Origin of the sequence: Actinobaculum sp. 352, assembly GCF_003957265.1 — a bacterium.
Classification (GTDB): domain Bacteria; phylum Actinomycetota; class Actinomycetes; order Actinomycetales; family Actinomycetaceae; genus Asp313.
This window is the reverse complement of the sequence record NZ_RQSN01000003.1, coordinates 178,421-193,235: the sequence shown is the minus strand read 5'-3', so window position 1 is coordinate 193,235 and position 14,815 is coordinate 178,421. Positions and strand designations below refer to the sequence as shown.

At 62.1% G+C, this 14,815-nt stretch carries 7 protein-coding genes; 1 reads left to right on the top strand and 6 read right to left on the bottom strand.

Going from position 1 to position 14,815, the window contains the following annotated elements; all coding sequences use genetic code 11:
• The 6 genes from EKN07_RS04865 to EKN07_RS04840 all read right to left on the bottom strand — a co-directional run bounded on the left by EKN07_RS04865 (position 1) and on the right by EKN07_RS04840 (position 13,083).
• Complete coding sequence (locus EKN07_RS04865; protein ID WP_108716473.1) at positions 1-822, bottom strand: protein phosphatase 2C domain-containing protein; 822 nt, start codon at positions 820-822, stop codon at positions 1-3.
• Entirely contained in the window at positions 822-2,027 is a 1,206-nt protein-coding gene (locus EKN07_RS04860; RefSeq protein ID WP_108716474.1) for an FHA domain-containing protein, read from the bottom strand. Before EKN07_RS04860 ends, EKN07_RS04865 begins: the two co-directional genes overlap by 1 nt.
• Positions 2,027-4,642: a transglutaminase domain-containing protein gene (locus EKN07_RS04855; protein WP_164546603.1), complete on the bottom strand. Its 2,616-nt coding sequence runs from the start codon at positions 4,640-4,642 to the stop codon at positions 2,027-2,029. The genes EKN07_RS04860 and EKN07_RS04855 overlap by 1 nt, the downstream gene beginning before the upstream one ends.
• Positions 4,639-5,937, bottom strand: a complete 1,299-nt coding sequence (locus EKN07_RS04850; protein ID WP_126145777.1) for a DUF58 domain-containing protein — start codon at positions 5,935-5,937, stop codon at positions 4,639-4,641. Before EKN07_RS04850 ends, EKN07_RS04855 begins: the two co-directional genes overlap by 4 nt.
• A 4-nt stretch (positions 5,938-5,941) precedes the next feature.
• Positions 5,942-6,919 carry a MoxR family ATPase gene (locus tag EKN07_RS04845; RefSeq protein ID WP_126145776.1) on the bottom strand — a complete coding sequence of 326 codons (978 nt, stop codon included), beginning with the start codon at positions 6,917-6,919 and terminating at the stop codon, positions 5,942-5,944.
• A gap of 113 nt (positions 6,920-7,032) precedes the next feature.
• A complete protein-coding gene (locus EKN07_RS04840; RefSeq protein WP_126145775.1) occupies positions 7,033-13,083 on the bottom strand; it encodes a fibronectin type III domain-containing protein in 6,051 nt (2,016 codons plus the stop codon).
• Between the two features lie 289 nt (positions 13,084-13,372).
• Between EKN07_RS04840 and EKN07_RS04835 the strand changes: the two genes are divergently transcribed.
• The gene (locus EKN07_RS04835) at positions 13,373-14,674 is read left to right on the top strand and encodes a hypothetical protein (protein WP_108716481.1); all 1,302 of its coding nucleotides are present in this window, start codon (positions 13,373-13,375) and stop codon (positions 14,672-14,674) included.
• Positions 14,675-14,815 lie beyond the last annotated feature (141 nt).

Below are 14,815 nucleotides of genomic sequence, written 5' to 3'. Positions count from 1 at the left end.
CTACCCCCGTAGCTGCCGCGGCACGGTGTCGTCCCTGGCCGAACGTGGTGCCGCTGAAACCGTAATCCCGTTCGAATCCGAGTACTCCCACTGGGGGGCACAATCGAGAATGTCGACCACAACTACAGTGACATTATCCGTTGTCCCGGCTCCTAGCGCACGCTGAACCAGGGTTTCGGCTGTCTCTTTCGTATCCTCCATGTATCTTGCGATTTCCGCAATTTCCTCTTCCCTCACGGAGCCGCTCAACCCGTCCGAGCAGATAACGAAACGGTCCCCCATGTTCAGCGGTAACAAAAAGGTATCCGCCCGTACCGACGGTCCGGATCGCGCGCCCAGCGCACGAGTAATGACATTGCGATAACGCGAATAACGCGCCTCCTCGACACTGAGGCGACCCGCATCCACAAGTTTCTGGACCTCGGAGTGGTCGCGAGTGACCTGTGAAAAGCCTGCTCCGGAAAGATGATATGTGCGTGAGTCGCCAATGTTGAACACTCGGGCACACGGGAACTTTCCCTGCCGCGATAACACGATGCCACTGAGAGTGCAGCCTGGCGCCTTACCGGCATGCGCAAGAGCATCGACTTCCCGCGCGGCATCCGCAATCGTCGCCTCCAACTGCTCGCCGGTCACAAACTCGTAACTGGTCAGGGGCCGGAAGCACCGCACCGCAGTCTGCGATGCGACCTCACCCGCCGCATAGCCACCCATTCCATCAGACACCAGAAATACCGGGGAATCCGCGAGATATGAGTCCTCGTTGAGCTCCCGCATGCCGATATCCGTCGCCCAACCGGAGCGTGCCGAGGCGCGTGCCATCAGTACATCCCTACCTTCAACCGTCGGCCTCCCAGAATCACGGAGTCGCCGTCGCGCGCCCACACGGGGTTACCCGGCGTCACCTGCTGTGGTTCACCACCCGCGGCGACGACGACGGTGCCGTTGGTGGACCGCAGATCCTCGACAAGCACCATGCCATCCCGCAAGGTGAGCGCAACATGGGTCTTCGAGACAGAGCGACTCGGATCGGTGATCGGAAGCATGTCGGCCCCTTGATGTGCCGGATCCGGCGCAGGGTTACGGCCGAGCACCAGGGTGCCATTCAAGTAACGGACCGTGCCATCATCGAAGATCAACCGGGCACGGGCGGCGAAAACCGGTGCCACCCCCGGCTGTATGGGGAGATTCGGAGGTTGCGCAGGCATTTCACCCCCAACACCCGCGGGCCCGGCGGAGATGGCGCTGGGAGCGCTCCACGGTCCCGGTTGTTGGCCGACGAGAGGGGAAGCAGCAGACACCGGGAATGCTGCCGGGCTTCCTGCAGATTGCCCTGAAAACGCCGCATTCGGATCCATCGGATAGGGTGCCGCTCCGGGTACACCGGGCTGAGCCGACCAGCCGTAGGCAGGGGACGCCGCGGAAACCGGCGGCGGCGGGATAAGAGGAACTTGATTCCCTCTACCTCCCAACAACTCCCCCGGGCGCAGGGCCGGAACCGGGTCCATATGGGTACCTTCCGGTACCGGTTTCTCCGACTGCGCCAGGTAAGACGCATTGGCCGCCAGTTCGTCCTCGTCGTAGGGCTGCCTCGTATCTACAACGATCAGCCCGGCGAAACGGTCGAACCATGTCCGCCCCAAATCATCACGTGACACGCGCAGAATCAGCACGAGACCCACCAGGACGGTACAAATGCCGACCACAACCATGAGCAGGTACTTGACCAGAATAGAAAGGCCTGGCGCACTGCCATCATTCACCCGCACCGAAATAACGCCGGTGGACAGCAGACCGGGCAATGCGCCGGTGATCGCACCGAAAAGCACGTCCAAGATGGCGAGTATCAGCAAGATGGCGCCCGCAGCAACGTAGGGCACCTTCTGCTCCGAGAACGATGGGAACCCCGCGTCAATGATGGGTAACGCGGCGGCTGCCAACTCGATAAGCAAGATCAACGCCGATAGCAGGCTGGCGGTTCTCCGCCTTCTGCCACTGGCGGGCTTATAAAACACCTGCTGTTCCATTAGTTATCTTCTCCTATCACGGGTGAGGCGGAAGCGGAGTCGTCGTCCCCCCGGCGCGGCAGCTGTGCAACAAGGCGACTCCACAGGGAAGGGCGAGGCGCCTTATGGCGAGAATACCGCAGAGATCGCAGTGAGAACCGTGATCTCCGCGAACTGACACGGCGGATCGCCGCCTTGGCCTGCTCCGCAATGTCCCATGTCACATTGAGATCCTGCGGGGAGATGTCGTGCCAGGAAAAGACCGCTCGGTCCGCTAGCGACGCCGTCGAGGAAATTACCGCTCGGGATCGCCGTGCCGTCTGATCCTGCCGCGGCCTGGGGTCCGCCGGGATGGATGCGGATGCACCCGATGGCGCGTGCGGTCCCCAGACAAGCGCCTCAGTGTCGCCTCGTAGACCCGTCGCACCAGTCGAATCGGTTCCGCGAGTTGCACCACTACCGTGCTGCGCGGCATTTTGCGCTCCCACCGGTGTTACGGCAGTCGGCACGGAAGCGGCGCCAGCGGGCACAGATACGGCTCTAGTCGGCGTTGCCGCGGCTGCGGTTGCATCCGACGAAGCCTCATCGGGCTTGTGCTGCCTCAGTCTGCTCGTCACCGCAGCACTGATGGAACGCGCCTGCTCGCCGCGCGTCTGCCGTGGATCGACCGCGATGTTCCCGTCACGCGCCGTATCAAGCACATCCTCCCACGCTCCGGCGGCTCTTACATCCGCAGTGCCGGTGGTCCGCCGTCGTTTCGTCCGCCATCGCTTCAAAAGGAGGATGATGACGAACGGTGCCAGGAGGAGCAGGATCCCCAACGCGCCGATCAGCAAGAAGACCAGCCACCGCGGAGTTTCCCGCTCGTCGGCAGAATCGTTCCGGTTGTCCTCGGCCGACTCGATTTCGAGCTCAACCGGATCGTCCGGAGGATCCGGCGGTTGCAACACCTGTGGCTGCGGATTCGGCTGCGGGTCCGGATCCGGCTCCGTCCACTTCTGATCGCGCGGCGGCGTCGGATCGAAAGTCACCCACCCCACGCCGTCGAAGTAGATCTCTACCCATACATGCGCGTCGCGCCCGGTGATTTCAATGGTTCCATCGCCGTAACTATCCGGGTAGAAGCCCATCACCACCCGCGCCGGCATACCCGATGCTCGCGCCATCAGTGCCATGGCGACGGCGTACTGTTCATCGTCGCCCTGCATATGGTCGGCGTTCAGCAACGAGGTTATACGCTGCGCGCGGTGTCCGGGCCGCGAGGAACGGTAGCCCTCTGTTCCATCCGTGTAGTATCCGGTCGTGTAGAGCACCTGCTCCAAGGCACGCGCCTGTTCGATGGGATCCGTCTTGCCACCGATGAATTCCTGTGCCTTTTGCACGGCAATGGTGGGCACACCGGTGTTGTCGTCCATTTCGACCGCGCCAAAGCTCCGCCCGGCGAGCTCCGCGTCCGAATACTCCTGCGGAACATTCACCGTGGTCGTATAGGTATCGCCACTGGTCAGCCCCTCGGTTGTCAGTACGGTTTCCAACTGCGGCGAGTAGTACAGCGATGAGGTCAGATCGTCGGAGCGAGGGCCGGTGAAGTTAATCTCCTGCAGGTCTCCACCTCCGGGAATCCACACCCCGTTGTACTTATCAATGGTGATCTCCAGCGTCTGCTCGGTGGATCCGGCGGGCGCCACGTCCTGCGTGGCAACCGTACCGATGCGCCGGAACGCCTCGGAAGGACTGTCCGATACGTTGTACACAATACCGTTGTAGACGTCGAGTGATGCCAGGCGAATCCGCCCGCCCTGTGGCAGACCCTTGACCGTGAACATGGTCTCTTTGCCCTGCTGGTCAACATAGGAGCGGAAGCGTGACAGGGGTGAGGAGTATTCGCGCACATTCAGCTGTGGCGTAATATGGTCGCGAATTGCAAACCGTCTCTCGCTGTGCGTAAGTACCGGTCCGGCAAATCCGGCCACCAGAGCACCGGTCAACACGATTGCCGCCGCGCTGAGCCGCCGTCGCCGCAGGGCTGATTGTGACGCTGTCTCCGCGAGCGTTACTCGCCGCCGTTCCCGGAGCCACGCACACCACACCAGCCCGAGCACGCCCAGAGCCAAACCGATCCAACGGGCGTACGGCGCATACTGCGACCCCCAGAGAATGCCGAGAAGCAGTTGCAGCCCCACCGGCAGCAGCGACCATTCGGGGCGTTTCGTGCGCATCGCTATCGACAGGGCGAGCACGCCTGCGGCAACCCCCACCAGGTACGGAAGCACGGTCGCATTCGGGAAGGCGCTGACCGGCGGGGAGATTGTCAGCAGATCCTTCCAGCCATTGATCGCCTGCACGAGCAGGATACGCAGGGTTGTCGAACCGGGAAGAATCCCCGCAATGGTAGTGGACGGCAGCGCACACACACCACCGAAGAGCAAGTAGGCGACGACGCCCAACACGGCTGTTAACCAAGCGGTCAGACGCAGCCGCAGGCACAATACTGCCACCGCGAGACCGACTAGCACGCCACCAAAAGCAGCCCGGTACCCGTTGGCGTCACCGTACAGTGGCCCCCAAGTTGCTGCGGCGGCAAAAAGAAGCACAATAAGGGGCAGCACATCGCGCCAGGTCAGTCGTTTCGTCATGCTCCCACCGCCTTGTGTACAGCCAGACCGAGCGACTCGAGGTCCGCAATAGTCACAATCGTCAGGCCGGAAACGTTGCGCCGTTCGGATGTTGCACCCGTATCGACGCGGAGAGCCAGGCATCGCGCGTTGATGGGGATGCGCTGGTAAGCGCGGTGCAATTCTGAGACCGACAGTTGTGAACCGGTAACCAGCACGACGACGGAGGCATTTGGTACTCGGTCGGCCGCGCTTGCCGCCAGCTCGCGCACGGGCGCCAGACCCTGCTGAGCTTCCAACCTGGTCATGGCATCGAGTAGGCGTGACGCGGATCGGGTGGGAAGCATGCCGAGTTGGCTGAAGAAACCCAGTTCCCGTCTTTCGCGTATCACCGCTGTGCTCACGGACGCAGCCACCGAGATGCCAAGTTCGTACTCGTCATCGTCCGCCCAGGAGAGAGCGTCGTCGTCAAACAGAACGAGGACCTGCGCGCGCCGAGTCTCTTCAAACTGCCGTACCATGAGCCGACCCATGCGGGCGGTTGTCTTCCAGTGCACGGAGCGCCGGTCATCTCCAGGTACATAATCACGCAACGCATGAAAAGCGATGTCGGAGGAGGACAAATCCTGCGTGGTTGCACCCTCAATGTCTTGGATGAAGCCGACCGCCAGCGAACTCATGGGGACTGTGCGCGGGTGGATGTACAAATCCTGGGCCTCCACCCACTGTTGCTCTCGCCGTAACAGGCCGAGACCGTCGCCTCGGACCGAACGAACCGGGCCGACGGTGATCACACCCCGTCGCGACGTCGGAATCGTGAAAATCTCGGAATGCTCCGCTCCGCTGCCAAGCGTCGGCACCGGGAACTGTGTGGTCGCCTCCCCCACCGGAATCTCAATTGTGGCGACGGGACTGGGGCGAGTGGCCTCGTTCACCACGCGCAGCTCCCCGACGGCGGCCTCCCCGACGGTGACGCGGCCACTGGCCAAATCCAAACTCACACGGTAGCGGGTCGAGCCGATCACCCAAGCAATGGCAAGCAGGAAGACAATCGCTAAGAATACCGCAAGGACGATGAGTTCCATCCAATTCCGTGTCCTTCCCACGCTCCAAGCGGCAATAGCGAGTATCAGTGCAACCCAACCGAAGCCGGTGATGGTACCGAGTGCACCCGGAATGTGCCGCAATAGCGGGACACGGTCCAGCCAGGCACGCATGCGAGCACCCCACTGGGCGGCCAGCGCACCGATTTCACGCAGCGCGGCGGACGCGGCGTCACGGCGGGAGTGGTTTTCGACGAGGTACGGAGACGACATCTACTTACTTTCGGACGGTCGGGACGGAGACGTCCTTCAGCGTTTCCGCAATCACCTGTTGTGCCGTGGCTCCGGCGAACTCCGCGTCGGGGTCCATCACGAGCCGATGTGCCCACACGGGTTCGGCGAGGAACTTGATGTCATCCGGCAACACGAAATTGCGGCCCTGCGACAGCGCCCATACCCGTGCCACACGCACCATGGAGATAGCTCCACGGGTGGACACACCCAGGCGCACATTCTTATGCGAGCGAGTTGCCATAACCAGCCGTTGCACATAGTCGAGGATGGCGTCGTTGACATAGTTGACACCCGCCATCACCGCCATGCCCTGCACGGCCTGGGTGGAGATCACCGCCGGCAGAGTTCGTGAGCGGTCCGGTTCGGCCGACCCCTTGAGGATCTCGACGCCGACGCTCCGATCCGGGTATCCGATCATAGTCTTCACGAGGAAACGATCCAATTGTGCCTCTGGCAGCGGGTACGTACCCGCCTGCTCAACGGGGTTCTGGGTGGCGATCACCATGAACGGAGTATCGACCTCGTGTGTGACGCGTCCGACCGTCACCCGGCTCTCCTCCATCACTTCCAATAGCGCTGACTGAGTCTTCGGCGACGCGCGGTTGATCTCATCTGCCAGCACGATCGAGGCAAAGATTGGACCCTTGTTGAATTCCCACTCGTTACTCTTCTGGTTGTAGATCTCCACACCCGTGATGTCGGAGGGAAGCAGGTCCGGTGTGAACTGAATACGAGAATGCGTGCCCTGTACCGTGGCAGCCAGCGCCCGGGCGAGTGCCGTCTTCCCTGTTCCCGGAGCATCCTCCAGGAGCAGGTGTCCACCTGCGAACATGCAGGCGAGCGCCAATCTCACCACTTCTTCGCGGCCGAGCAGCGCACGGCCGACGTTTCCGGTGATACGCCCGTAGGTATCGGCGAACCAGGCCGCGTTTTCCTCGGTGACCTGCTGAATCTCTAGCATTGCGTGATGTCCTCCTCTAGAATCATGCATTCTCGAAAGCCTTGTGCCGCCACTTTTGCAACACCTGCGCGTAGACCTTGCCGGACGGATATCCCGTTCGTGTGGCGGGATGACTAGTGCGGTGCCGCGTTACCGGTGCACTTCCAGTTGTCATATGCGCTATTGACATCTCCTGCTCGTGCGATGCCTCCTCCCTCTAGCTCCAAATCACGTTGGCTGACATTACCGTTGCTATCCACGGTGAAGATCACGCTGCGCGCACCGGAGGGACCGGTGCAACTGACTTCGCCGGTGCCCGTTTGAGGTGTGTCGTAACCGTCGAATCGCACCTGGATCTTGTTTTCGTCTCCGATGGAGAAGGTGTAACGCTCAATCTTGTCGCCGGTCCTGCCATTCGCACAGTTCTGGGCAGCGGCGTTGCCACCGCTGGGTGTACTGCGGTAGGCGGTGATGCAGACTCTCCAGTCGGCACTCCAGCCCGGATCGAAGGTGGTGCTACCGGAGGCGTCCACGTTGCCACTTGCGGACCCCGACAGTTCAAACCCGCCGGCCGTCCCGTGGAAATTGCCTCCGCTCCAGGAGCACGTCACCGTACGCGAATTGCTGCTGACATTGCGGCATTCGAGTTTGGGCGCTTCCGGGGTTCCGTATGGGGTCGCAGAGACCGTGTCGCTTTCCGCACTCGAGTACTTCTGGCTGTTAAAGGTGGCTGTGGCTCGGAACTTCACCGAGTTGTCCTTACCGTCCTCCAGCCCATCAATCGTTCCGGAGACGGCCTGCCACGGACCGCTGTTCACGCTCATCTCATAGGCAATCTCGCTGTCCTTCCAGCCGTTGACGGCCCCGCCTCCACTCGGCGAAGTAACGGCGAGTTGCCCGGCCTGACCGGTGGCTCGCACGGAGCCGCCGGTTGGTTTGCCCGGTACGCCGCGCACCGCGACGGTGGCGTTCTTCGTCTCGGAGTTGGAGCCACGCGCCGCATCATTTACGGCATACACCGCGACCGAATGGTCACCGTAGGGCAGATCGACAGTCACCGAAGTAGCGGTAGTCGTCTGCGTTCCACCGGGATATTGCACCACGTAGTTCTCAATCGCCCGGCCGTTATTCGAATCGGGCGCAGCCCAAGAAATAACAACCGTGCCACCGCTACCAGACGTCTCTCCGAAGGTGGTGTTCTCCGCCTTCAGATCCTTCACCGGTCCGGGTGGCCCGTAGGGGGTGACGGATTGTGAGGGCGCCGAGGCTGCCGATGAGCCCTGTGCATTGTTGGCCACCACCGTGGCGGTGCAGGCGGTGCCGTTGGGAACATCGACGGTTACCGTCGTCGCCGAGACCGTTGTATGGCCGGTGCAGTAGTTCACCGTATATGACTGCACCGGGCTGCCCTCGGTCTCGGCGGCATCCCAACGGAAGGAGACGTGCCCATCGGTGGCCTCCCCCGTGACGTTCTGCGGCGCCTTCGGCACCACGTCCAACCTGATCGTCCCGGAACGTGCCGGATCTGAACCACCCACCGCGTTGTATGCGATTACCTCGAAGGTGTGGTCGCCCAGTTCGAGATCGCCCATGATGCACTGGGAGCCAACCGGGCAACTCTGCTCCTTCCCCGATGTCAGATCCCGCACCACGAAGCGCGTGAAATCGGAACCGTTCGGCGAACCGTTCGTCCAGCGGATAATGGCCGTATGCGCGTCGGTGGCCTGAGCCGAGATTCCCGTCACCGGATCCGGGCGGCCCTGCACGTTCAGGCGCAGGATGCCCCGCACGGTACGCGAGGGATCCCGTGTGGCGTCCTGTAGGTGGTATTCGACGATGACTTGCCCGTGCACATTATCCGGCGTTGTCACCGCTACGACGGTGCCGGCGGCACTCACCGTGGCATTGCCGGAGGTCACCGTCGGAGTACCGGAGAGAGTCAACGGCTCATTCGGAAAGGGATTAATGGCAAACTCCGTCACATCGAAACGCGTTGTCGACCCGGCGCTGACCGTTGCCACATGTTCGCTGATCTGAATCAGAGGCTTGTCGGTTCGCACGATCACAACTGGGAGCGCGCCCTGCACATCGTCCTTGCCATCACTGATCGTGAGGCGGACTGTGCCCGCCGTGCCCACCTGCGCGGAGGCTGCCGCTTTGATACGCAAAACGGAGCCGTTGAGATCGGCGGATATTCCATCGGGAGTGGTGCCTACCGAGTACTCCAACGGATCGCCGTCGTCGTCCACGGTCATGGCGTTCAAGTTGACGGTTGCCGTATCTCCACCGGCCTCTACCTCCACGGACGTCGGGGTGAAGATCGGGGCTCGGTTGCCTTCTGGTGACACCTCGATGGGAAGAGTCACCGTGGCGGTTCTGCCGCTCGGATCATCCCGGCTGCTGCCATCGGTGACCGGCAAGGTTATGGAGGTGGACCCGGAGAAGTCCTCCCGCGCGGTAAACGCTAGGGTGTCATCATCCACAACCAGGCTCGATCCGTCCCAACCTACGGAAGCAGCCACCTTGCTCGGGTCGGCGATCATCACCGAGTGTCCGGGGCGCGACATGACGTAGTCATTGAGGTTGATCGTCGTCCTCTTACCGGATTCCACAAGAATGGGAACCTTCGTCGAATCGACGGTGGGGCCGCTGAGAGTGTTGGCCGGAACGCGCACAATCGCCGAAGCAGACAGATCTGAGCCGTCCGTGACCGTGTACAAAATGACGCGCCTCGTCTCGGCCGTGTCAATGGTCAGCGTGCCATCCTGGTTCACCTTGACGCCTTCGTCGCCGCTGCTCACCGTGCTCTCCAGGATGTCTCCATCCGGGTCCTCGTCGTTGGCGAGCACGTTGACGCGTACCGTTTTCTTGCCGTAGGCGTCCTGCCGGTCCACGGCGTCGTCGCGCGCTACGGGTGCTCGCTCCGGAGCAGTCTGCGACACATTCACGGTGAGTAACCCGTTGGCGAAGCCGCCGCGACCGTCGGTGATCTGGTAGGAAACCTGGTAAGAACCCTCTTGCGCCGGGGTCTCAATCACCACGGAATTGCCACGCTGCGACAAATCCATTGATGTCTCACTGGTCTGCGCCGAGTCCTGCACCAAGGTAATCGGGTCTCCATCCGGATCGGTGTCGTTCTCCGTGACCGGCGCCGCGATGCGCACACCTGGGCGAACATTGACCTCGTCGCGGGCCGCCACCGGCGCCTGATTCACCGTGGTGGGCGGCGCAATGCCCACCCGGATGCGCGCCGTCGCGGTCTTACCGAAAGCATCCTGCACAATGTAGGTGAAAGTGTCGGTGCCGGAAGAACGCGGATCCGCCTTATAGGTGATCGATACGGTTCCCGCCGACGCCGTGCCCAGATGGGGGGATTCGCCCACACCCACCAGTTCAACCGAGTCACCCTCGGCATCAATACCGTCCAGTTGCACCGGGATGGTAACGGTCTGGCCGGCAATGGCACGTGCCGTGATGTTCTGCGGAGTGGGAGCGGTGTTCTTCTGTTCGTCGACCGCGGTCACCGTAATATTCACCCTGGCGGAAGCAACATTACCGAGGGAATCCCGCACCGTGTAGACGGCATGCGTGGAACCGGTTTTCTCGCCGGCACGGAAACGGATCACGTTGTCGGAGAGGAAGACCTCGCCCATGGCCGGATCCGCATTGGATTGCACATCCGGCAACACGGTCAACGTCAACCCCGCCGGGGAACGGTCATTGTCCAACACGGCGACGGAGCCCACGTCGCCCGAGCGCACCACCAGGGTGTCATCTCCGGCTTCCGGGGGCTGGGAATCGTCGGCTGTCGGCGTCGGGATGGCCGTTACCCGCGCCGTCGATGATGACACGCCATTGGATGCGGTGTATGTGAACTCGACCGGCTCGGTCAGGCCAGAGGGTGCGGTAATACGAACCGTCTCGTGGTTCACCGGAGAGACAACCAGTGGTGAACCGTCCACAGTCTGCACCGATTGCACCGTGAGCACCCCGCCCGCCGGGTCGGTGTCATTGGAAAGCACGTCGACGACGGTCTGCCCACCGGAGGGCAATAGTGCGAGATCGTCCTCCAGCACAGGTGGCGTCTCATTGTCCGCCTCGAAGGCATCAACACGGATCACTCCCACCGAAGTGGATGGACCGTCGGATACGGAATACGACAGGTAGTAGGTTCCCGGCTTATCCGCCGAAACGGTCACCGTTCCGAGAGCGGCGGAAATCTGGGCAATAAGACCGCTGGGGGCGGTGCTGATTCCGACCAGGGAGAGCTGGTCGCCGTTGGCATCAACGTCGTTCTCCAGAGGCGCCACCGTCACCGTCTCTCCCACGGCCACACGGGCATGATCGGCGTTGGCGCGCGGCGGTTTGTTTCCGCCCTCGGTCACATTGACGGTGAAGGTTCCCTCCCCGGTGGCCTGCCCGTCCGAAACAAGCAGCTTAATCTCCTGCTCTCCGGGCATGCCCCCCAGATGGGAGATAGTCAGCGAGCCATTCTCCTGGTAAGAAACGTCGAAGTCCTCCGGGGCGATCGCTCCGGCCAAATAGATGGCGTCGCCGTCGGGGTCGATCCAGTCACCCAGAACCTGCAGTGTCAGCGTTCCTCCGGCGCTCATCTCCGCCTCACTGAGCATCCACTGCGTTGGTGCCTCATTCTCCGAGAAGGGATGCACGTTGACCGTCACCGTCGCGGTATCGCTACCTCCCCGACCATCGCTGGCCTCGTAGTCGAAGACCGTTGAACCGGCGGCATCCTCCGGGGTGTCGATCTGCAATGCCTCGCCGTTGCGTATCTGGTTCAAGGTGCCGAAACCGGGCTCGGTTACCGGGGCAACGGTCAGTATGTCGCCATCCTTATCCGAATCGTTCATCGTCACGGGGAGGGTGGTGGTACGGCCTGGGCGCACACCGAACTCATCGTCTTGCGCCACCGGCGGCTGGTTCTCCTCTTCCCGATCCGGATCCGCACGCTGCTCGGTCAAATCGGCGCTGTTCTCCTGCGACTCCGTCTCCACCTTCTCTTCGCTCAGATCCTCATCCCAGTCCGAGATCATGAACATGTCCTCGTCGGGCAGCCATACCTTGCCGTCGGATATGTCGTTGAGCACGATCACCCGGCGGTTGACCCGAAACACCGGCTGCTGCGCTTGGGCCAGATCCGGATCGCCGACGGCGTCGTCGTTCTCCGTTCCGGCGCAGTCGCGCACGACACGGCCGCTACCCGACCAGGCGGCGTATGCACACCCCTCGTGCCTCACCGGCTGGGCGGCAACACCGGATGCCTGCGGGTTGTCCGCGTCGGAGGCAACCCGCGTTATTCCTCCGCTTGTGAGATTGACCTCATACAGGGTGGTGGCGGACGCGATAAGCACCTCATCCGCCTCCGGGCCGGCCTGCTGCAGCTGCAGCTGCTCGGAATCTCCGAGATCAACCATGCTGCCGCTGGGAAGCACGACGACTCCGCTGGTTGCGTCCAGAACCACGGAATCCTTCCCAACCGCTGTGATCTGAACGGAATCTCCCCCGGCCACATTGGCCGGGAGTTTGTGTTCGGTGATGGTCCGCGTCGAGCCTTCGGGAACGGATGAGCGCCAGACCCCCTCCTGTGCGGAAACCACGTGTACCGCCCCGTTCTGGCCCACGGCCAGTGCGCCGTCGGTGAGGTCAGTCCAAATCGGTTCGTCGACGGAGGTCGCGAAGGTATCGAAGGTCTCGGTGGGGGTAATCCACGCCTCTCCGGTGGCGGAGTTCAGAATGCCGAGTGTCCCATTGCCGATTCCCGTCTGGTTGGCGCCACCGAGCGCGTGCGGCGTACCGATTGTCACATCCGATGCCACCAGTGAGGCCAGGGTGTTGTCAGTGAGGTTTTCCGAGAAGACGGTGTCTTTCTCCTGCATAACGTCAGAATCCGCGTTGGTGCCGGCGGATGCGTCAATGGAACGGGCCGGATAGTTGAGGTGGCCCACCAGACGCTCACGGTTGTTGATTACCCAGACGCCGTTATCGTCCAGGGAGAGTTCGGTGCGGTCGATCCCGTCGTTGTTCACGACGACGACGATGTAAACAGCAACCAAGATGGCAGTGAGCATGATCGACACGGCGCGCTGGGCCCTCTTCGACATAGAGCGACGCGCAGAGAGCCTGCGGCCACGGAGCGAACGACGCGGCTCGGATGGTGACAGTGACACGAATGTCCCTCCTCATCGGTGACCCGTATACGCGACTTGCGAATGCGTCACGCTGTCTGCGCGCCCATAGGAGCCTGGAACCTGTCTCGCCAGAGCTGCCGCAGAAACTGTCCGCATCGCGGCGTGCCCCGCCGAAGCACGAGCTGATTTCCCTAATCGCCAGTGAGTGCGGACCACCTACGAATACACGAGATAATCGGTACCAGCATTCTAAGGCCATTTGTGGCCGAGAATTCCACTCGGCGCGAATGTGACTGACCTATCGCGGAAAAAAGGGAAGAATAGAGGCATGACGTCATCCTTCATGGACTGGGTGGCCGATGTGGCCGCCGAACATCCAGAACTGGTGAATGCCGTCGTCACAGTTGATGGAAGCTGGTTGGATATCCTCCTCTCCGATGGCAGGACTTTCCGCTTTCGTCCAGAGCAGATGGTTAAGCCAACACTGGCGGAAGAAGAACGACGGCGCAGGCTTGACCGCCTGATCTCAATCGGTATTCAACAGGCGAAGCCCGCCGCTCAATCCGAAGCTTCAGCCGCAACCATCGTTCCGGACGCATCCGCAGGTGCTTCCGGCGCCGACGACCTGATCGACTTCGAGTCGGACACCATACTTCCGATCGTGCGGGCAGCCGACTACTTCGTATCCTCACACGACCACGGCGTGGACAACTCAATGGTTTACCTGCCGTTGACCGATTTCATCGGGGTTGGCCTTGCGCGAAATCGCGCTGACAGCACGGACCCCATCTTCTTCGCCGACCTTGCTCAGAGTAAGGCTTCTCACGACATCGGCCAATTGTTCGGCAAATCCGTGACCACGTTGCGCTCGCTGAGTATGCGAGACGGGCAAACCGGGGTTGAACTAGCAAGAGCCCGTACTGCGGGCGCACAGACCTTCCTGCTCACGTCGCCGCCGTCATACCAGAGTTCCTGGTTTGCGGATCTTGATATGACCCGCACCCTCGCCGAGTCTCTATCGGAAGAACATCGCAACCGGCTGCCACTTTTTGTGCCGGTAAACCGCACAACACTCGTCATCGTATTCGCCGACGAGCCTCGCCTCCCGCAGTTCTTCTCCTCGCTGCGCGGCCACGACGGAGAGGCAGAGGCCATCTACCCACTCCCCCATACCGTAAGCGCCGATGGCTGGCGGGAGTGGATTCCGATGCGGGATCACCCGGCCACTGCGATGCTAGACATCCTACGCACCACTTACCGAAGGCGCATTTACATGAAACAGGTCGCAGCGATGGGCTCCTGGCCGCAGGACCTCGGCGTGCTGAAACCGTATAACGTGCATCGCCCACGTGCCGGGCAACGTGTGTCACTGGCCCAGTGGTCGAATCGCGATGAGCATGGGTCTATTCCAGACACCGATTTCATCTCCTTCGTGCGCCGCCCCAGTGGACTGCCCTGGGACGAGGACCGGGGCGACGTCGTAACCGTGCGCTCGCGTGTGGCACGAGAGGTCCTGGCGGATGAAATCCACCGCCTGGAGAACGTGTGGCCACCGCGCTGGGAGATCCGCGGATTCCCGACGCCCGGGCAGCTGCAGCAGCTCATCGATACTCGCGATCCCGAACTCTGAGCAACGCGACGGCGCGGGGCGGCGCATTCACCTGGTGTGGTGCCGCGCAGCGGGTCCATGATCGCGTCGCAGGCTGCGCGATCCCAGGAGGCCAACTCCACCTCGCGCGCCGCATGATCGAGGGCCACGTATTCTCCACGC

What these genes read in the sequence shown, in the direction of transcription:
- EKN07_RS04865 (WP_108716473.1), bottom strand. Translation starts at nt 822, where the DNA reads ATGGCACGCGCCTCGGCACGCTCCGGTTGGGCGACGGATATCGGCATG.
- EKN07_RS04860 (WP_108716474.1), bottom strand. Translation starts at nt 2,027, where the DNA reads ATGGAACAGCAGGTGTTTTATAAGCCCGCCAGTGGCAGAAGGCGGAGA.
- EKN07_RS04855 (WP_164546603.1), bottom strand. Translation starts at nt 4,642, where the DNA reads ATGACGAAACGACTGACCTGGCGCGATGTGCTGCCCCTTATTGTGCTT.
- EKN07_RS04850 (WP_126145777.1), bottom strand. Translation starts at nt 5,937, where the DNA reads ATGTCGTCTCCGTACCTCGTCGAAAACCACTCCCGCCGTGACGCCGCG.
- EKN07_RS04845 (WP_126145776.1), bottom strand. Translation starts at nt 6,919, where the DNA reads ATGCTAGAGATTCAGCAGGTCACCGAGGAAAACGCGGCCTGGTTCGCC.
- EKN07_RS04835 (WP_108716481.1), top strand. Translation starts at nt 13,373, where the DNA reads ATGACGTCATCCTTCATGGACTGGGTGGCCGATGTGGCCGCCGAACAT.